The sequence below is a fragment of the Zooshikella ganghwensis DSM 15267 genome, assembly GCF_000428585.1.
GTDB classification, from domain to species: Bacteria; Pseudomonadota; Gammaproteobacteria; order Pseudomonadales; family Zooshikellaceae; genus Zooshikella; species Zooshikella ganghwensis.
The window spans coordinates 1-20,575 of record NZ_AUAF01000089.1 but is presented as its reverse complement, the minus strand read 5'-3'; the positions used below and the strand labels follow the sequence as shown (position 1 = coordinate 20,575).

At 40.3% G+C, this 20,575-nt stretch carries 18 protein-coding genes and 2 pseudogenes; 18 read left to right on the top strand and 2 right to left on the bottom strand.

Going from position 1 to position 20,575, the window contains the following annotated elements; all coding sequences use genetic code 11:
• Positions 1-26: 26 nt before the first annotated feature.
• Positions 27-158 carry a transposase gene (locus F607_RS33650; RefSeq protein ID WP_230400453.1) on the bottom strand — a complete coding sequence of 44 codons (132 nt, stop codon included), beginning with the start codon at positions 156-158 and terminating at the stop codon, positions 27-29.
• Between the two features lie 205 nt (positions 159-363).
• Between F607_RS33650 and F607_RS36135 the strand changes: the two genes are divergently transcribed.
• The 16 genes and pseudogenes from F607_RS36135 to F607_RS0117120 all read left to right on the top strand — a co-directional run bounded on the left by F607_RS36135 (position 364) and on the right by F607_RS0117120 (position 16,256).
• Complete coding sequence (locus F607_RS36135) at positions 364-591, top strand: hypothetical protein (protein WP_211233665.1); 228 nt, start codon at positions 364-366, stop codon at positions 589-591.
• Positions 592-617: 26 nt separating this feature from the next.
• Positions 618-809: pseudogene (locus F607_RS33645) on the top strand (hypothetical protein); the annotation flags it as partial.
• On the top strand, positions 806-1,669 hold the full coding sequence (xdhC, locus tag F607_RS30200) for a xanthine dehydrogenase accessory protein XdhC (RefSeq protein ID WP_157365507.1): 864 nt from the start codon (positions 806-808) through the stop codon (positions 1,667-1,669). The pseudogene F607_RS33645 and the gene xdhC, both read left to right, overlap by 4 nt.
• Positions 1,670-2,009: 340 nt before the next feature.
• Complete coding sequence (locus F607_RS0117185) at positions 2,010-2,351, top strand: low molecular weight protein tyrosine phosphatase family protein (RefSeq protein WP_027709093.1); 342 nt, start codon at positions 2,010-2,012, stop codon at positions 2,349-2,351.
• Between the two features lie 432 nt (positions 2,352-2,783).
• Positions 2,784-3,437: a hypothetical protein gene (locus tag F607_RS0117180; protein WP_027709092.1), complete on the top strand. Its 654-nt coding sequence runs from the start codon at positions 2,784-2,786 to the stop codon at positions 3,435-3,437.
• 386 nt (positions 3,438-3,823) lie between these two features.
• Complete coding sequence (gene hutI, locus F607_RS0117170) at positions 3,824-5,062, top strand: imidazolonepropionase (protein WP_027709090.1); 1,239 nt, start codon at positions 3,824-3,826, stop codon at positions 5,060-5,062.
• A 76-nt stretch (positions 5,063-5,138) separates the two neighbouring features.
• Positions 5,139-6,209, top strand: a complete 1,071-nt coding sequence (gene hutG, locus F607_RS0117165) for a formimidoylglutamase (RefSeq protein ID WP_051311582.1) — start codon at positions 5,139-5,141, stop codon at positions 6,207-6,209.
• A gap of 60 nt (positions 6,210-6,269) precedes the next feature.
• Positions 6,270-7,937, top strand: a complete 1,668-nt coding sequence (gene hutU / locus F607_RS0117160) for a urocanate hydratase (protein ID WP_027709088.1) — start codon at positions 6,270-6,272, stop codon at positions 7,935-7,937.
• 152 nt (positions 7,938-8,089) lie between these two features.
• Entirely contained in the window at positions 8,090-9,628 is a 1,539-nt protein-coding gene (hutH, locus tag F607_RS0117155; RefSeq protein ID WP_027709087.1) for a histidine ammonia-lyase, read from the top strand.
• Positions 9,629-9,777: 149 nt separating this feature from the next.
• A complete protein-coding gene (locus tag F607_RS0117150; RefSeq protein ID WP_038291699.1) occupies positions 9,778-11,331 on the top strand; it encodes a bifunctional GNAT family N-acetyltransferase/carbon-nitrogen hydrolase family protein in 1,554 nt (517 codons plus the stop codon).
• Between the two features lie 168 nt (positions 11,332-11,499).
• Positions 11,500-11,718, top strand: a pseudogene (locus F607_RS30195) (PAAR domain-containing protein); the annotation flags it as partial.
• Positions 11,719-11,771: 53 nt separating this feature from the next.
• Complete coding sequence (locus F607_RS0117140; protein ID WP_027709085.1) at positions 11,772-12,323, top strand: GNAT family N-acetyltransferase; 552 nt, start codon at positions 11,772-11,774, stop codon at positions 12,321-12,323.
• A 312-nt stretch (positions 12,324-12,635) separates the two neighbouring features.
• Positions 12,636-13,187, top strand: coding sequence for an LPP20 family lipoprotein (locus F607_RS30190; RefSeq protein WP_084611298.1), 552 nt, complete (start codon positions 12,636-12,638; stop codon positions 13,185-13,187).
• Entirely contained in the window at positions 13,187-13,789 is a 603-nt protein-coding gene (locus F607_RS0117130; RefSeq protein WP_027709084.1) for a penicillin-binding protein activator LpoB, read from the top strand. The genes F607_RS30190 and F607_RS0117130 overlap by 1 nt, the downstream gene beginning before the upstream one ends.
• Before the next feature lie 41 nt (positions 13,790-13,830).
• Entirely contained in the window at positions 13,831-15,219 is a 1,389-nt protein-coding gene (locus F607_RS30185) for a COG3014 family protein (RefSeq protein WP_157365506.1), read from the top strand.
• A 44-nt stretch (positions 15,220-15,263) separates the two neighbouring features.
• Positions 15,264-16,256 carry an LPP20 family lipoprotein gene (locus F607_RS0117120; RefSeq protein ID WP_051311579.1) on the top strand — a complete coding sequence of 331 codons (993 nt, stop codon included), beginning with the start codon at positions 15,264-15,266 and terminating at the stop codon, positions 16,254-16,256.
• Between the two features lie 296 nt (positions 16,257-16,552).
• On the opposite strand, the gene F607_RS0117115 is transcribed toward F607_RS0117120, so the two are convergent.
• Positions 16,553-17,272 (bottom strand): hypothetical protein, encoded by a 720-nt coding sequence (locus tag F607_RS0117115; RefSeq protein WP_051311578.1) that lies wholly within the window; start codon positions 17,270-17,272, stop codon positions 16,553-16,555.
• Positions 17,273-18,155: 883 nt separating this feature from the next.
• Between F607_RS0117115 and F607_RS0117105 the strand changes: the two genes are divergently transcribed.
• On the top strand, positions 18,156-20,243 hold the full coding sequence (locus F607_RS0117105) for a leukocidin family pore-forming toxin (protein WP_038291697.1): 2,088 nt from the start codon (positions 18,156-18,158) through the stop codon (positions 20,241-20,243).
• Between the two features lie 110 nt (positions 20,244-20,353).
• Positions 20,354-20,575 (top strand): hypothetical protein (locus F607_RS0117100; RefSeq protein WP_027709080.1); only part of this gene is annotated, 222 nt, incomplete at its 3' end.

The window sequence follows — 20,575 nt, the reverse complement described above, 5'->3', positions numbered from 1 at the left end:
CAAAAAACTAATTACTAAAAATCAAATTATTCTTGTCGTCTTTCAAGCTGTTCTTGATATCTGACATAATTTTTTATCATTTCTGCGTTCATACCAACTGTATCTACACAATAACCTTTAGCCCAAAAATGATTTCCCCAGTAAGGCCTTTGTTTCAAATCTGCTCATGTGTCTTTCCTTTACTCAGTTATGGGGATAACCAAGTAAACGAATACCATGAGCAGATCATTCAGGCATAGCCTTTCGCTGACGATGACCACGCCCATAGGACGTGGTTTTTATTTATTAATAAAAAATAAGAGACTCTCTGCTGGTTGGGATCATGAATATTTAATGAAGCTAATTTGTTCGGTGTAAATTTATATGCGATTGCCCTGGGAGTATGCTCGTGATGAAGATGGGGATGGTTTTCACGAAGTACATGTTAACACCATTGAAGGTTGTTGGTCATTACTACGCTCATGGTTAAGACCTCATCGAGGTATTTCTCAAGAAAAACTACCTTTTTATTTAGCATTATTTGAGTTTGTGTACAATATAAAGTGCCGAGGAAAAAGCTTACTTAATGATCTAATAGAGCTATTGATATAACCCCCTAGGAATCCATATAGAGCCATACTATTTATCATTCTAAGGCGGTGGGAGAACCGCCTTTAATGCTCGCTATTTCTGTTTGGGCTGCTATTCGTGATGCTATTTCCAGCCTTGCTAACTATTCTATTAGCCCTAGGCTTGATACCCCTGCTACTCCAGAAAGGGTTTTACAGGCAATCGAGCAACAATGTACCGCAAGTGAAGTAGGTTTATGATGGTTGCAAGCTGGATAGATGCTATTTCTCAACTCAATAGTGCGGACAAAGATTTTGTTCTGGTTACGTTACTTGCTACCAAAGGATCCACTCCTCGTAATGCGGGTACAAAGATGGTGATAACACAAGATGATTTCTTTGACTCAATAGGTGGCGGCAACCTAGAGTACCAAGTGATTGCATTGGCTCGTAAAATATTAGCGGACTCGACTGTTCAGCAGCATATAGGTTACTTTCCTTTAGGGCCTTCACTTGGTCAATGCTGTGGAGGAAGTACTGATGTTCTGTTTGAGAAATTTACTGGAAGTTATGTCTATGTCATGTTGTTTGGGGCGGGCCATGTAGGAAAGGCATTAGTTTCAATTTTGAGTGAACTGCCTTGTAAAGTTCATTGGGTGGATAGTAGAGAAAATGAGTTTCCAGTTTATATTCCAAGCAATGTGACGCTAATTAACATTGATCAGCCTGAGGCAGCTGTGAGTGAAATGCCTGTTAATAGTTATTACTTGGTAATGACGCATAATCATCAACTAGACTTTTTAATTTGTGAAGCAGTTTTAAAGAAGAGTGATTTCAGCTATTTAGGTTTAATTGGCTCAAAAAATAAGTGGAGGCGTTTTCAACAAAGGCTAAAGTATAAAAACTTTAGCGACGAAGTTATTAGTCGTATTCAATGCCCAATAGGTTTGTGTGAAGTGCCCGGTAAACGACCTATGGAAGTTGCAGTTTCTATCGCGGGAGAAATTATCAATCATTATCAAAAAAAACAGTTAGAACAAAAAAGTGTGAATTGGCAAGAACTTAAACATCTATACAGGGAAAGCGGGCAAAACTCCCTTAGTGAAACCAACTCAAACTAAAGGTTGAGTCTATATAAAAAAACAGTATAATTTTCGCTTGACATTTATGGCTCGTAGTTGGGTATCCATTTACGAATCTTCCTCTCCGTATTATCGCGGCTGCTGAACCCGATAAACGTAAGAGGATTAAAAATGTTTCATACTCGAGATAGAGCCTGGAGAAGGTTCAAAAATCACGTAAACCACAACAAGGGAATGGGTTCTAAAGACCTATGGAAACCTGAGAAAAACTGGAAAATGGTATATCTTCGTTCAGAAAAACTTTCTCGAGCAAAACAGTTAGGGTTTCCGTATCCTCGTTTGAGTTGTCGACAATTGCTTGATAAAGAACTGTTGATCAATGACTAAGCCCGTTAACTTATTGTTTATTTGTAGTCGTAATCAATGGCGAAGTCCTACCGCTGAAACTGTATGGAAAAACGATCCAAGGTTTTATGTCAGATCGGCTGGCACTAGTCCACGCGCTAGGAGAACTGTTAACCCAGCGGATATCCGCTGGGCGGATGTTATTTTTGTGATGGAGAAAAAGCATAAAAATAGACTTCAAGCTGCCTTTGGCCGATTACTAGAATATAAGCCTGTTTATGTGCTTGATATTCCTGATGAGTATCACTATATGGATCCTGAGCTGATCCTTGAGCTAGAGGACAGAGTGAATCACTTGTTAAGCAAGGATACATAATTCCATTTTAGCACCCTGTAAATCTTTTCTAGTGGGTCCGTCTGCTGAGACTATCCGTGTGTTTCGATGCTGTGGCCTATACTCTCTTAAGGCCTGTTAACTCTATTTGAATCACCACTGCCGTAGACTATTTTTTCACCTAGCAAGGCACAAGGAATATCGTGTAGTCATTCTACATAAATGACTTGTAACGCCGCTAGGTGGAAAAATAATCACGGCCCGAAGGGGGATGACGGTAAAAACACTACTCGTTATTGCTCATTGTTCATTTAGAACCACTAAACTTCACGCTTTGCGCCTAGATGAGTGCTTTTACCATCATAACAGTGATATTCAAATTGTGTTAACAGGCCCTAGTGGTTGCTATGCTTTTACTCCTTGCATAGAAAGCAGAAAAGATTAGTGAGTTTTGATAGTCTTTGAGTGGGATTTATGAATAAGTACTATTTACTCGTGTTGTGGTTGGTTATCACTGCTCAGAATACCACTGCCTCAGAAGAAATGTCAGATGAACAAAAAATTGATTTTTATATCAATACGCTTGTTTTAAGTAAATGTACTAGGCAGATAGAATATTTGTGCTCTAAGCTCAAAAGTTTCAAATATGGGGATATGCCCAAAATAGCTCAAGCAAGCCATTATGTCAGCGAAATTCATGCCGGTAATATGATGTTCAGCAAAGCATTAGAATATCATAATGTTTATGCGCTCATTTATTTTGATGTCAAAGATGGAAAGACTTATTTTTCTGCTTTTCAATTTGTTGCAGGTGATAAGAGGGCGGACCAACAAGTGAAAAGGTTTATGTATTTGCAAAACAGTAAGGAGAATACACTGAGCTATGATTTAGATAGATTTATTTTAAAGTATAAGAGTAGACAAACTTTTGTTCAGTGTGAAAAGCAAAAAAAACAGTTGCTTTGTAAACAGGATGGTTCAATGTTTGATGAGGTATATTTTAGAGCATATGGTGGGGATATTTATATGTTTGCTTTAGGTCAGATCCCTAAAGCGAAAGGCAGCATGGATACAACGCCAGGCTTTTATATCTCAAATATTGGAAGAGATATATCTATCCAAGAATAATTTTTTGGTTTTTATTTTGTCCCCTCTAAAATCCTTTTCACAGGACTGCTCTTACATTTTTTCAACGTCTAGATTGTATTCTAAATAGGTGCTGCTTTAGCAAAGTCTGGCTGATGGCTGCAGAACTGTTTGCCGCATGGATGCGGCAGTCGAGCCTCCAGGGACGGATTCACGGCGTGTTCAGCAGGCATTGGGCTGGCTTTGTGTAGTCAGGTAACTAATTTCACTACTTTGTTATAAAATGCTAAATGTATATACAAATATCGCTTTAAAGGTTGACATTTTGGCCGCTTACTTTTAATTGTATATACAATTGATGGCGCCATTAATGTAACTGGTGTTCTATAAATATAAGAAACCATTTTATCCTGAGCGAGTAACAGGCTATGCATGATAACCTGAGGGTATGTGATCACATTTGGCTTAATGCACGTATTGCTAGCATGGACCCAGCGGTTGATAGGGAATATGGGTACCTTGAAAACTATGCCTTAGGCACTAAGGCAGGCTTTATCCATGCGCTTGTGCCGATGTCTGAAGCGGTTGAGTTAAACTCATCTGTTTCCTGTACCGACTTACACCAACAATGGGTTACCCCTGGACTCATTGACCCGCATACTCACCTTGTCTTTGCAGGCAATCGAGCGAATGAGTTTGAACAACGTTTACAAGGTGTTGATTATCAAACCATTGCGCAGCAAGGTGGTGGTATCCAGGCAACGGTTAGAGCGACCCGTGAATTATGCGAGGCTGAATTGTATGAGCTTGCCAAGCAGCGACTGCAGTCATGGCTTAGTGAAGGGGTCACGACGATTGAAATCAAATCTGGCTACGGACTGACTCTAGCCGATGAGTTGAAACAACTGCGGGTGGCACGCCAATTAGCAAGAACGCTTCCAGTCCGTGTTAAGACTACTTTGTTAGCAGCACATGCACTCCCTCCGGAATATCAACACGATGCAGATGCATACATTGATTTTGTTTGTCACACCATCCTTCCCGCAGCGGTTAACCAAGGCTTAGTGGATGCAGTCGATGTTTTTTGTGAAACGGTTGGGTTTTCCAAAGCACAAAGCCAGCGTGTTTTATTAACGGCTGAGCAACTTGGTTTATCCGTCAAAATCCATGCGGAACAGCTTTCCAATCAGCAAGGTGCTGCTATGGCTGCGTCTCTAGGGGCTTTATCGGCAGACCATCTCGAATATTTGGATGAGGGTGGTGTAAAAGCCATGCAAGCTGCAGGAACAGTCGCTGTGTTATTACCTGGTGCCTTTTATTTTTTGCGTGAAAAGCAATTACCCCCTATTGAGCTATTGCGTCAGTATCAAGTCCCTATAGCACTTGCGACGGATTTTAACCCTGGAACATCCCCACTAGCTTCATTGCAGCTCATGTTAAACATGGCCTGCACGTTTTTTCGGCTAACACCAGCTGAAGCACTGGCGGGTGTTACACGTCATGCAGCCCAGGCGTTGGGGATCGCCGATGAGTGCGGGATGATTAAGGTAGGAATGAAAGCGGATTTTTGTTGCTGGGATATAGATCATCCTGCAGAGCTTGCCTATATGGTCGGTACTCACTCATTACGTTCTCGTGTTTTAGGAGGGCAGGTGTTGTCGGCTTAAAAACCTTCACAAAGAGGAGATGACCTTGGAAGGTAGCAAAAAATAAGTAAGGCAATAAAGATAAGTAGAGGGGAGCATGGAATCAAAAATAGCATTGAAATGCTGGAAACCCACGCCAGCAACTATTTGGCAAGGCCGAGAAGATACTGAAGAAGGAACAGCAGGCTATCGCTGGCATCAACAAGTGCAATGTTTATCCAAGCCTGATTGGCCTACTCAAGGCACAGTCTTATTGGGCTTTGTCTGTGAGGAAGGTGTGCGTCGTAACCAAGGGCGTGTTGGTGCTGCTGGGGGGCCGGAGGCTATTCGGAAAGCACTCGCTAACTTACCTTGGCATGATGAAATCATTGCCCACAGTGAAATGCTGAATATTCAGGATCAAACAATACAAGCGGGTACTCACACATTGTCTAAAGCTGCAATTTGGGATGGAGGTGATGTGATTTGTGCTGAAGAGGATCGTTTACTTCAAGCTGATCTTACCCAAGCGCAGCAAACCTTGGCTGATGCCATTACAGGTATTTTTCAAGCGGGTGCCAAGCCGATGGTGCTGGGTGGGGGGCATGAAGTGAGCTTTGGTAGCTTTTTGGGCTTGGCCCAGTGGGCACTATGTCAACCACAGCTCCCACGAATTGGCATACTTAATGTAGACCCGCACTTTGATATTCGAAAACCCGGTTCCAATGGACCTTCATCGGGTACGCCTTTTTATCAAGTGGCACAGTGGTGTGAAGCGCATAAATGGCCTTTTCATTATGGCTGTCTGGGCATTAGCCGCTGGAGTAATACCCAGGCGTTATTCCAGCGAGCGGATCAGTGGCAGATTCAGTATCAGTTCGACACTCAACTTTCCGAGGGGCAACTGCCTGAAACGCTTAGCTGGATTGATGCCTTTGTGGCAGAGATCGACTGGTTATACCTGACCATTGATATGGATGTGTTTCCTGCCGCACTTGTTCCTGGGGTTAGTGCACCAGCTGCTATGGGTGTTCACCCCTGGGTGGTTGAGCACATTATTAGCCATTTACGTCAGCACTATAGCCATAAGTTGATGCTGGCCGATGTTGCAGAGTTAAACCCTACCTATGACCGCGACCAAATAAGCGCCAAAGTGGCTGCTCGATTAGTGGCTAATTTACTGCAATAAATCGTTAGAAATAACTCATAAAAAATCCAATTAGTTAGGATGTAAGCGAGGAGAGCCAACATGAAGCGTCATGATTCAAGCCGTAAGATTCGTGCTTATCGAGGCACTGAGTTACATACGAAAAGCTGGCTGACGGAAGCCCCATTGCGCATGTTGATGAATAATTTAGACCCCGAGGTTGCAGAGAAACCCCAAGAGTTGGTGGTGTATGGTGGCATTGGTCGTGCTGCTAGGGACTGGCCTTGTTACGACAAGATTGTTGAAGTACTCCAGCGGCTTGAAGATGACGAAACCTTATTAGTGCAATCAGGTAAACCAGTTGGTGTTTTTAAAACCCATGCAGATGCACCGCGCGTGTTGATTGCCAACTCGAACTTAGTGCCACATTGGGCAAACTGGGATCATTTTAATACGCTCGATAAGCAGGGCTTAATGATGTATGGCCAGATGACGGCGGGTTCATGGATCTACATCGGTTCGCAAGGCATTGTACAAGGCACGTATGAAACCTTTGTCGCTGCGGGCAAACAGCACTTTAAAGGTGATTTATCGGGGCGTTGGATACTGACCGCAGGCCTTGGGGGAATGGGGGGCGCTCAGCCACTGGCCGCAACAATGGCTGGAGCAAGCTGTTTAGCAGTAGAGTGCGATGAAAGCCGGATCGATAAACGCCTGGAAACCCGTTATTTGGACCACAAAGTATACAGCTTGGATGAGGCTTTAGCGCTTATTGAGCAGCATTGTGCACAGGGTAAAGCGGTATCAGTCGGTTTATTGGGAAATGCAGCAGATGTATTTCCTGCCCTGGTTGAACGCAATGTGCTACCTGACTTAGTTACGGACCAAACCAGTGCACATGATCCACTGAATGGCTACCTGCCAAAAGGCTGGTCTTTGACGCATGCTGACGAGATGCGTGAGCGTGATCCTCAGGCAGTTATTAAGGCAGCTAAAGTATCGATGGCTGAGCAGGTTCAGGCCATGCTGACATTGCAAAGTCGTGGTGCCAAAACTTTTGATTATGGCAACAATATTCGGCAGATGGCCCTTGAAGAAGGGGTTACCAATGCGTTTGATTTTCCTGGTTTTGTACCTGCTTATATCAGGCCTCTGTTTTGTGAGGGTATAGGGCCTTTCCGCTGGGCAGCACTTTCTGGTAATCCTGACGATATTTATAAAACCGATGCCAAAGTCAAAGCACTCATTCCCGATAACCCTCATTTACACAATTGGCTAGACATGGCCCGAGAGCGTATCCAATTTCAGGGTTTACCTGCACGTATTTGCTGGGTTGGGTTAAAAGATAGAGCCAGACTGGGACTGGCATTTAATGAGATGGTTCGTCGCGGTGAGTTAAGCGCGCCTGTTGTCATTGGCCGTGATCACCTGGACTCAGGCTCTGTCGCTAGTCCTAATAGAGAAACTGAAGGCATGATGGATGGTTCAGATGCCGTATCCGACTGGCCATTATTAAATGCCATGCTAAATACTGCCAGTGGCGCAACGTGGGTCAGCATTCACCATGGTGGTGGGGTTGGTATGGGATTCAGTCAACATGCTGGGTTTGTCATTGTGTGTGATGGTTCTGAGGATGCTGACCGCCGTTTACAGCGTGTATTACGTAATGATCCGGCGACAGGGGTTATGCGTCACGCTGATGCCGGTTATGACATTGCTATTAATTGTGCCCAAGAGCAGCAGCTGGATTTACCCATGTTGGATACATAAAAAATAATTAAAGTGCTTATATATCCGAAATTGCGATATATGAATTAAGCAATATAAAACAATACTAAAAAGGTCGTGCAATAGTTAATGAAAACTGTGTAAATCTAATTATATTGCAACGATCTGTTAGCAAAGGACCGGAGAAAGCGAGTATGGATCATATGAAGTTGCAACCGGGCCAATTAACATTGGCGCAACTCAGGCAAGTGTGGCAAAGCCCTTGCCAGGTTTCCTTAGATGATCAGGCATGGTCAGCTGTTTCAGCCAGCGCTGATGTAATTGCGCAAGTGCTGGCTCAAGGGCGGACAGTGTATGGTGTGAACACCGGGTTTGGCGTTTTGGCGAGTACCCGTATTGCTGATGATGAACTGGAAAAACTACAGCATTGTTTGGTGCTATCTCATGCTGCTGGGATCGGTGATCCACTGGATGAGCCTGTTGTTCGGTTGATGTTACTGCTGAAAATTAACAGTTTAGCCCGAGGCTTTTCTGGAGTACGGCCTGAGGTTATTCAAGCACTTTGTCAATTACTTAATACTGGAGTTTATCCGTTAATTCCTGCTCAAGGCTCAGTCGGTGCTTCAGGTGATTTAGCGCCTCTAGCGCATATGGCTGCCACGCTTATAGGTGAGGGTGAAGCATTTTATAACGGAGAGCGGATGCCTGCGAAGGTGGCCTTAACGCAAATCAATATGGAGCCGCTTACTCTGGCCCCTAAAGAGGGCTTAGCGTTATTGAATGGCACACAAGCCTCAACCGCACTTGCTTTGGCAGGACTATTTGCTACAGAAGATGTGTTTGCTGCAGGAATGGTGACTGGTGCAACGTGTGTGGATGCCACCTTGGGCAGTCGTAAACCATTTATGGCTGAAATACATCAAGTGAGGGGGCATCAGGCACAAATTGATGTGGCATTAATGTTCAGAGACTTATTGGATAAAAGCCAAATAGAAGCCTCTCATGTCAATTGTGATCGTGTGCAAGATCCTTATTCGCTGCGTTGTCAGCCTCAAGTGATGGGAGCCTGTTTACAACAGATGCGTCATGCCGCAGAAATCATTATTACAGAAGCGAATGCGGTGTCTGACAATCCTTTGGTATTTGCAGACGATATTGTTTCAGGTGGGAACTTCCATGCAGAACCTATTGCTATGGCAGCCGATAATTTAGCATTAGCCATTGCAGAGGTGGGGGCTTTGTCTGAACGTCGTATTGCACTGCTGGTCGATAAACATATGAGTCAGTTGCCACCTTTTTTGGTTGCTAATAGTGGTGTGAACTCAGGGTTTATGATTGCGCAAGTAACGGCAGCGGCACTAGCCAGTGAGAATAAGAGCCTGGCTCATCCTTCTAGTGTTGATAGTTTACCGACTTCTGCTAATCAGGAAGACCATGTTTCAATGGCAACCTATGCTGCACGCAGGTTGAAAACTATGGCGGCCAATACAGCGGGTATTATTGCGATTGAGTGGTTAGGTGTTGTACAAGGGTTAGACTTTAGGAAGCCATTATTAACTTCTGAGCCATTACAGCAGGCATATAATATATTACGAGAAAAAGTGAAGTTTTATGAAGAAGATAGATACTTCTCTCCTGATATTGAAATAGCTAGTCAACTTATTCAGCAAGGTGTATTGTATCCATTGATTACACAACCATTGTTACCTAGTCAGGCAAATAAATGTGTGTGACTTTAATAAAACACAAAATGTGTAGGTAATTATAAAAGGAGGCGTGAACGCCTCCTTTTTTGTAATAAGCTTTAATTAATTTAAGTACGACTATAATTTTTATTAATAAGTTAGCTATAAAATAAATAATAGGGTTGCAGAGGTTTGAGATGGGTAATTCAACAAACAATGGTGATGAGAATATTGACCACCGTTTGCAGCTAAGAAATTTAAAGCTTGAAGACTACGATGATATAAAAAATATTATGGATCGAGTGTATCTTCAAATGGGGGGAGGGTGGCCAAAATCGAAGTATCGCACCATGCTAAAAACTTTTCCCGAGGGACAAATCTGTATTGATGATAATGGTGTTGTTGTTGCGGCGGCTTTTTCAGTGATCGTAGATTATGACCAATTTGGTGATGAGCATACGTATGATGAAATAACAGGTAATGCTTATTTAACAACCCATGATCCTAATGGGGATGTGCTTTATGGTGTTGATGTATTTGTCGATCCTGAGTACAGAGATATGCGATTAGGCCGTAGGTTGTATGAAGCAAGAAAAGAACTTTGTCGGAGTCTAAATCTTCGGGCCATTATTGCTGGTGGACGAATTCCTCATTATAGAAAGCATGGTAAAGATTTATCACCACAAGAGTACATTGAAGCGGTTAAGCGGAAAGAAATATATGACCCAATTTTAACCTTTCAATTGTCAAATGACTTTGAAGTGAAAAGAGTTCTTACAGACTATTTGCCTGAAGATGAAGACTCAAGAGGTTTTGCAACACTGCTTGAGTGGTTCAATATTTACTATAATCCAAGACGTCGTAAATTATTTGGGGCTAAAAAGAATACGGCACGGATAGGTTGTGTACAATGGCAAATGCGTGAGCTGCATAGTGTTGAAGATTTACTCCAACAAGCAGAATACTTTATTGACGCGTTATCAGATTATCGTTGTGATGTTGCTTTGTTTCCTGAGTTTTTTCACGCACCACTCATGGGGTTACAACATCATAAAAACTCAGTAGAAGCTATTCGTTTTTTGGCTGAGTTTACTGATCAAATTCGGGAAGAAATGTCTAAATTGGCAGTAAGTTATAATATCAATATTATTGCTGGTTCCATGCCGCTAATTGAAGATGATGAGCTTTATAATGTTGCTTATATGTGTAAACGTGATGGAACCTATGAAGCGCAATATAAACTACATCCTACGCCTCACGAAAAGAAAGACTGGATCATGCAAGGAGGTAATGATCTTCATTTATTTGATACTGACTTTGGACGAGTCGGTGTTTTGATTTGCTATGATGTTGAATTTCCTGAGTTAGCACGTTTGTTGGCAGATCAAGATATGCAGATTTTACTCGTGCCTTTTTGGACGGATACTAAAAATGGATATCTGCGTGTTCGTCGTTGTGCTCAGGCACGTGCTATCGAAAATGAATGTTATGTAGCCATTGCTGGAAGTATTGGTAATTTACCCAAAGTGGATAGCGTTGATATTCAATATGGCCATACAGCTGTATTTTCCCCATCAGACTTTGCTTTTCCTCATGATGCGATTATGGCTGAAACAACACCTAATACTGAAATGACACTGATTGTGGATGTCGATTTAAAGAAATTACAGGTTTTACAGAATGAAGGTTCAGTCCGTAATTTTCTGGATCGACGGCGTGATTTATACCGAATTGACTGGTTGGGTGAATAAAAAAAGATGAGTTTGTTTGGTAATAAGTAAGGTTGTTATCCCCACTCAAAAACCTTCGTAGTGGGGATGTTTTCATATGAAGTGATGTAAATTAAAGACAAGGAGCGCTATAACTTTATTTAAAAAAGTGGTGGTATCATGCTTTAGGTTGCCAGAGTAGGAGACAAAGACAGCAAAGGGAATATGATTATTGAAGGAAGTACATTCATGAAAGATCAAGGACTACCTGTGGCTAGGGTCGGTGATAAACTAAGTGATGGCAGTGTAATTATTTCTGGTAGTACAACTGTGCTAGTGGATGGGCGACCCGTTGCAACTGTGGGTAGTCAGGTGAGTAATGGGAACATTATAATTGGTCCTGGTAGCAGCAAGATCGTCACAGGCTAAATGAGCTAAATAGCTTGTGTATTATGGGTAATTGATTATTAGTTGAGGAATTAATGATCATTGTTGAAACAGAAAGATTAGTTATTAGATATTTAACAGAAAAAGATTCAGATTTTATTTTCAAACTATATAATACTAAACCATTTTTAATTTTTGTCGGCGATAAAAACATTAGATCCACTAATGATGCAAAAGCCTACCTTATCGATGGACCAATAAGAATGTATGCGCAGGAGGGCGTTGGACTGTATCTTGTAGAGTCAAAAGATGAGCAGAAACCTCTGGGCATATGCGGCTTAATTAAACGAGATACTTTAGATAGTATTGATATAGGATACGGTTTTTTACCAGAGTATTGTGGGTACGGTTATGCTTATGAATCAGCATGTGCTGTACTGAAATATGCAAAACAAATATTGAAATTAAAGCGAGTTGTTGCTATCACAACACCTGATAATGTGCAATGTATTCGCTTACTCACTAAACTGGGTTTGGAGTACATTGAGGAGCTTGGTGAAAATTGTAAGTCTGATGAAGTATATAGTGATGGCTCTAAAGAATTTTCTTATGACAAGAAAATGAGGCTTTACGCGATTAACTTTTAAAAAAATCTTATGATTGGTATTTGAGCTAGCACTTACAGGTAAAGTCGACGTACTAAAGTACAGTTTAGTCTTGTAAACGTATTTGATTATCTACAGTCAGATATTATGAGTGATTAATTTTTAATCAACAATGCTGCCATCGATATAAAAAACTCTTCAAATCTTTTGTCCATTCCAGCTCCATGGTTATAATCCGTCCTCTAGTATAATTATTGCTGTTGGTCGAATGACCATTGCGTTTTATTTCCACCACACTTTACTTGTTGTGATTTGGGAAATAACGTATCAAATTTTTCAGGAACAAGGTGGGTAATGAAAAAGCGATTTTTCTTTATATGTATATGGTTGTTGAGTGCAGTGTTGTTGGTTGGCTGTTCGGGTGAAACTCGTGTTAAAAGTGATCTTGGTGTTGACGGAGCTCCAGATTGGGTCAATGAAGGAACACAAGCAGTCTCAAATGATGATGGCCGTTTTATTTTTGGTGTAGGTATGGCTCCAAATATCGGAGACTTTTCCTTGCAGAAGTCAACAGCTGAAAATCGTGCAAGAGCTGAAATCGCCAGAGTACTATCTGTTTCAATGGATACTGTACATAATGATTACCAGGGTAGTGATGGTGAAGATGTTGATACAAACATCGAACATGAGATAAATGCACAAACGCAGCTTGTTTTGACCGGGGTAAAGGTTATTGGCCATTGGCGGGACCAAAGTACAGAAGATATTTATGCAATCGTGCAGCTTGATTTGGAAAAGTTAGAAAAGTCTATTAAGCGTGCAGATAAATTAAGCGATAGTTTTAAAAGACGTTTTATCAAAAATACAAACTTAAAGTTTGATCGCTTTATGAAAGGAAATATGTAGTGAATTATTTAATAAAAGTATTAACGGTTGGTGTAGTGAGCTTGTTGCTAACAGCATGTAACATGACCAAAGTTACACGCATGGGAGCAGATGAGTCGATAGACCTCAGTGGAGCCTGGAATGATACTGATTCACAATTAGTTGCCAGGGAAATGATTACTGATGCACTTAGCCGTCCCTGGCTGACTAATTTTTCAGCACATAGAAGTAAAACGCCAGCTGTCATTGTTGGCTCTGTACGTAACTTAAGCCATGAGCATATTAATGTACGAACATTTGTCGCAGAGTTGGAACGAGAGTTAGTCAACTCTGGTCGTGTTGAGTTTGTAGCTTCAAGCAATGATCGTAATGAAATTCGTGATGAGCGTAAGGATCAGGATTTACACGCAAGTGAAGATACGCGTAATGCAGCTGGTCAGGAACGTGGAGCAGACTTTATGTTGCAAGGACAAATTAATACGATTATTGATATAAATGACAATAAACAAGTTCGTTATTACCAAGTTGATTTAACATTAGTCAGTATGGCAGATAACAGAAAAGTATGGTTAGGGCAGAAAAAAATTAAAAAACTTGTCGAAAATAGTAAGTTTCGTTATTAAATCATTTACTTATACACTAAAGGCTACCCTAAAGTTTACTGATGAGAATCATAAGATATAATTACCCCTTTATTTTAGGGGTATTATTATTTGCGTTACTACAGGGATGTTCTATAACGTCAATGCGAGTAAACTCTCTTGCCTCACAACTGGAAAGCGATCCTCCAGAGCAGGTTTTATCTAAATTAGAGAAGATAGCTTTTCCAGAGCGTGATCGAGTACAGTTTCTTTTAAATTATGGAATACTGAAAAGCTTATCGGGAGATTTTGAGGCTTCTATTAAAGACTTACAAACAGCTAAAAAAGTCATTCAGCAAGTAGAAGCTATAAGTATCAGCGAAAATATAGGTGCAGTGACAGTTAATGATACATTAAAAAGTTATGTGGCTACACCGGGTGAACAGATGCTCATACACCAGATTCTGGTAACTAATTATTTACTTACGGGACAGTTGAATGAAGCACGAGTAGAAGTACTTCAAGCTCAGGTTAAAGCGAAGAAATTTGCGGAGACCAGTGAAATGATAGGTCGTTTAGCGAGTATGGAGTATTTGGCTGGACTGGTTTACGAGCTACTCAATGAAGTGGATAGCGCAATGATAAGTTATCGAAATGCAGCTCGGTTTATGAAAAAAAGAGAAATGGATATTCCGAGTGTGTTACAGAACAGTCTTTTACGATGTAGCTATTCGCTGGGTTTAAAAAACGAATATAAAAAATATGTTAAGTTGTATGGAAAAAAAGCTGAGCGAGTAGATACAAAAAAAGGAGAACTAACCGTTATATTTTGGGATGGTATAGTAAGTGCAAAAAAACAAAACTTTATTACAGTGTACGTGCCAAAGTTAGAGCATAATGTTACTCTGGCACTACCTTACTACTCAGATCAAACTAAACCAATTAATCCGCTGACATTTACCACTGGAGATAAAGTATATAACACAGTGCCAATTGAAAATGTGGAAAAAATTGTACGAGAAGACCTAGAGGCACAGCAAAAAGTTATATATTCAACAGCACTGGCTCGGATGATTACTAAACACTTAGCAATTAAAATGAGTCAAGGGAAAAATACTGAAGGACTTTCAATATTATTAAATATTGCCTCAGTATTAACAGAAGCAGCTGATGTAAGAAGCTGGAATATGTTACCTTCATCAATACAGGTAGCCAGAGTTAGGTTAGCTCCTGGTCGCTATCAATTATTTCCAAGTAAAGTAAAGGGAAAAATAGCAGCAGAAAAGAATAATCTTTGGGATAAATTATTCTCTATTACACGACTCAAAGATAAAGCTGAAGAGCCATCGCTATCCACATCAATAGTGAAAGGGAAAAAGCTTGATGAGTTTATGTTAGATATAAAAGCGGGGCAGAAAGTACTGCTTTTTATACCGGGAGTGACAAACCGGGTTTATAGTCACTATATGTAGTGGTTACTTATTGTGTACTTTAAAAATTATTTAAGGTTTTAATCGTGAAAATAAATGATAATTTTCGCTTATTTACGATTTTTTTCTATATATTTATACTATCTGGGTGTGTAGCTTCGCCTAAACGGCCAGATTGGCTTACACATCAACCAAAAGGCTATCCGGAAAAAAAGTATGTGATTGCAGTGGGTGAGGCAGATACTCAACACTTAGCGGACAGTAGAGCATTAGCGAATTTAGCAAAATTTTTCGAGGTAAGTATTGCAGATGTATCAAGTGACTTCTCTCAAGCGAGTATGTTGGGAAGTTCGAATGAAAAACGCTTTGCTAACGAGCAAAAATTCACACGACAAGTAAATACTGAAACAAAACAAGTACTAGAAGGGGGTCGTGTCGTTGAGCGTTACAAGTCAAAAGATGGACGCTATTACAGTCTGGCAATATTAAAGAAATCACCCCTTGCGCGAAGGCTAAGAAAATCAATTTTGGCTGCTGATCGAAATACGAATAATGCACTTGTGTATGCACAGCAGCAGGCAACAAATCCTCTTGTAGCACTGGCCACGTTGGAAAAGGCAAGACATTACCAATTAAAGAGAGAGACTGATAACCAGCGGCTGAGTGTTTTAACAGGAAGAGGTATAACAAGTAAAATCAACTCATTGACTATTCAGCAACAGATACAACAGGGGCTGTCTTCACTTCGTTTTGTGGTTGATGCTGATAAGAAGCAGGACTTTGATTTACTTACATCTGTGGTAAGTGGTGCAGGAATTTCTATTTCAGATCAGACAAATTACTCAGTAGAGTTAAATGTTGATAAGGCGCCTGTCTCCTATAGGCAAGGCTGGTATTGGCTAAGAGGTTCTGCAGAATTAGTTATCTATCATGGTGATAATGGCTTAGCAAAGAAACGTTGGCCTTTTAAAGTTTCTTCACAAGATGAGAGTCTTTTAGAGCAACGTTTAAATGATCATCTGGTGAAAGTGCTACCAGCTTACTTTTATTCAATGCTGACCACAGAGGTTAATCGTTGATTACTTATTTAGGGCCTGTTATATACCCTTCACGAATCATTTTTAGGGTTTGTTGTCAGCGCTCTTGACCACCAAGGACGGTGGGAATGCAGTTTATGCAGGAGCATTTAACTGCCATCCCAGTCACTTATTAATATAAGCTCCTGGGGCTTCATCGCTTGACGGCCGCCCCTAAAAACTCTTCGTTTTGGGTATATAACAGGCCCTAATACAAAAAAAGTCAGTTATCCTGCGTTATGAGGATAACTGACTAAAATAGGGTTTATTTGTTAGTAAACCCTTATGGGGAAAGCTAATTATCTTTGCTCAGCATACACATTGCTTAGTGATTGTACAGTAATAGAGGCGCCTTGGCTGTCCTGAACGCTATCAGCATTGATCCAGACTAGCTGTTGGCCATTACCTTGTAGGTTCCAAGCAATTGACTGTGAGTCTGATTTTTCAACTTTAACCAGGTTTTGAGAAGAGCCTGCATACTTAATGACTAAGTTTGGATCAACAACGCTATTTACAACTTTAACTTCTGCTTGGTGCTCTGCAAACTGTACAGAAATAAACTGATTAATATTGCTTTGAATTTGAGCTGCATACCAATGAGTCTCAGGAACTGCATAGTAGCGAGTGAATTTATTAAAGCTATGGCGGTCACCATCTAAAGGTAGCTCTCTATTTTCAATACCATGAGTGTTTATTGGCATTTTAACACTACCAATAAAAGCCTGAATTTTTGCACCAGGGCTGCCTTGTAATACATTAGCAGAAACTGTATTTGTTTCACTGCCGTCAAGAAAGCAAAGTGCTGCTTTACCTTTATTACCTGTAGTACCTGGAACGGGTACTTGAACAGGTGGTTGGCTGTTTGACCATACAACACTAACATTAGTATCTGCATCATTTCCAGCAGCATTATAGAAGAACAAGCAGTAAAGCTGGCCGTTGTTTAAGTTTCCATTACAAGTGGCAGTTTCACCTTGTCCTAAAGTAATAAGTTGTCCTTCATTCCAATTGATGCTCATAATTCCCTCGTTAACCTTTGTGGTTGTAAATATGACAAATTAAAATATTCCTCACGCAATATCCTTGCGTAAGCTAGGAGTAGATAAGTGTCATTAGTTAAATGTAAGTAATTCTTACCTGCAGAGGAGTTATTGATTAATATACCTTAAGCTATTGCTAAGGGTATAACAGGGGGTATCAATATACTCCACGACATTGAATGACACGATTGAACTATAGCAATAAAATTTTGGTTTGCAGGGAAAAACAAAAAAAATCTAATCTTTTTTTTGTTTCAGTAATGTTTCGGAAATATATATGTCAGTACTGCTTGCTGTAATTGAAAGTTAGTAACTTTAATGTAATAAGTCTAGAGTTCGGTGTTCTATGGTTTTATATCTTGGATGGCTGTTATTAAGTTTGAATTAAATTATAAAAATGTTTGTGGTAAACGTTTTTTTAATAAAGCGATTAAAGTGGTTGTTATTGTTTTGTGTTGGTGTGCTGTTTAAGTTTTTTGTATCTAATTTGTTGTGTTTGTATATTTTTTGATTTGTCAGATTATTTTGTTTATGAGGTTTGTAGGTTTAATGAATTTGTAATTAGTTGTATCAAAGTGATTGGTGAGTTTCAAGAATAGAATTATTTTAAAATACTTTTTAATATTTGTAGACTGCCGTCCTTGTTGTTTGTATTTTAGTAAGTGGTGTGGCGTGATATGAGCTAATGGCTGAAATTTATATTCGTTTCTAATAGTAGTTTACGAGTTTATTAATATATTAATGTATAATAATATGGAATTAAAAAAAAACTTTAGAAATAATTTACTATTATGATAATGGAGGTGAGTTGTTTTAGGATCACGGTGAAACAAAAATATAATTAAGATTTAAGGGGACTGTGATGTTAAATAAGAAGCAGCTTTTCTGCGCTATACGGCGTAGGCTGTGGACTTCTATGCAAGTTGGTATAATAGGTGTCTCCCTATTTAGCTACCTTCCTGTAACTGCTAGTACAGAATATAATCAAGAGAATGTGTTGCCTGGTTATTTAATCACCCATAAGCAAATTTCAACAATATCTTCACACAGTGACTTTACAAGTAGTCTTTCACAAAAAACGAGTTGGCAAACTATTTCTGCTTATAGCGTTAGTGATTTAATGCAATCTCAATTAGTTGTTGTGAATGCCTCAAATTATTTGAGTAAAGATGAAATTAGTCTTGCTAGGAGAGCATATCGTAGTGGTAAAGTAGTTATTATTGATAACACAAATGTTGTAAATAGTAGTGAAGCCTCGCAATTTGTTGCACAAATTATTGGCATCGGCTTGACTGATCCTATTGTGGCAGTCCAAAGGAAAAATGGAAAAGCCGAATATAAATCCCTTTCTGTAAATAATGAACTTTCAGAAGCTGAGCAAATAGATTATTTAGTCGCTGAAGTTAAAAGTATCGTTGCTAACTGGGATAACTCAAGCAGTGATAAAAAATCGACTGATAAGAAAAAATCCAAACGAGTAAAACGAAGTGCATTGGCATATAGTAGCGTTGTTGCAACATCGGGTGGTGAGGGAACAAAATATCGTCCAGAAGTTACTATCCCTTTAGAATTTAGACATGTTGGTTTTAAATGTCGTGTAGGTGATGAGTTTGATGGAAATGGTTTTACCAATAATGGAACTTGGAATGGCATGGTTGAAGATGCCTGCGATGGAAAAGCCAGTGTGTCATTATTTTATAATATCGATTTTGTACGTTCAGTGCCATTTAGCGGTGGTGGTGACAGTAATGCAGATAACGCAAAATATGTTCGAATTACTCTAAATCCTGGTGATGGCGATTCTGTTGGAGACTCAGCAAGTGGTGGTGCTGGTTGGCACTTGGTGGATAAACCAGCCCACAAACATACTTGGTTTGAGAGTTGGGCAAACCGCATTACTTGGTTTGGTCCCATTGCTATGAAATACGGGGTTGAAGTGATACCCGCTGATAATGATGTGCGTCTTTATCATTCGACTCCAAATAACAAGCCAAAAGAGTCGGATATTCGTGAAGTAACTGGCATTACCATTGGGGTTGAAGCGGGTGGTAAAGCTGATGTTGGTGATAAGGGGCCAGTGGTAGGTGTGCATGCTAAAGGAAGTTTTAGTTACAACAGCCAACGTTGGGTTTCCTACAAAGCATATGAGTACACTATAGAGAATCAGTCTAGAGCTGGAAGTCAAGACCGAGCCAAATGGGTTTGGGATCGTAAGTTTGATGATGAGAGTAAGAATTGGCGAACTCATGATACCTGTGCATTATGGTGCAGTGACTGGTTCTTTAAAGACAGTGCATTTACCGCTGCTTCTTACGCTAACTATAAACCTGGTTTTAGTGCAACTTTTAGGGTAGCAGCAGATAGGCAAGGACAATCACGGTTTACAATTAATAATCGTATTTATGTTGGAGCACTGGGTGGTCGTGTTCAATATGCAGGTTTTTTTCAGGGCTATACTCCTTGGTCTTTTTACGGTACAGAATATACATTACCTAAAGTCTTTACAGTAAACTGGGATGCCCCTGTATTTGAGCCGGAAATTAACGTTTCAATAGAAGCTTACAAATATGACAGTGCCAGCGGCATTTGTTTGGATGTAGCAGGTAACTCGACTGATGAGGGGGCTGCTGTAGTTGGCTATGACTGTCATTATGCGAATAATCAGCTATGGGGTCTTGATCAGTACCAGCGTTATAAATCTCGAGTTGCGGCAGATCGCTGCTTAACCGCTGAAGATGATGGAACACTGACCGTTAGAAGTTGTTCTGCAGCAGCAAATCAGAAGTGGCGCTGGGATGATGACTCATTGAAGAGTGAGTTAGGTGATAAGTCTCTGGCCATTGTTAATGGGCAAGTCAAACTAGTTAATAAGGATTCTCAGGAGTACCAGAACTGGAAGAACTATGTCAGAAATATTGAGCCTGAAAGAGTGATGACAGTAAACTATTAATGTGTAACTCAATACTGTAGACAGTTTTTGGCTGAGAGTGGTAGGTTGTACCAAAAATAGAAACTGCGAGAATGCGGTTATCAAAGTCGTATTGTCACAGGAATCTATCTTTGGAAAGCATAGTAAAAACGGTTTTACGCTCAATGTCCAATGTTAATAAGCCTCAACGCACATTTATAGCGGCATTGTTGGCGACACTAATCGTATTTCAAGGCAAGGCAACCTATAGAAATATGAACCGTTACAGCGGTATGAGTGAAAAACGTTTTAGCCGTTGGTATAGCCGGTCATTTGATTTTGCTCTGTTTAATCGTCGTATAATTGCGCACGCT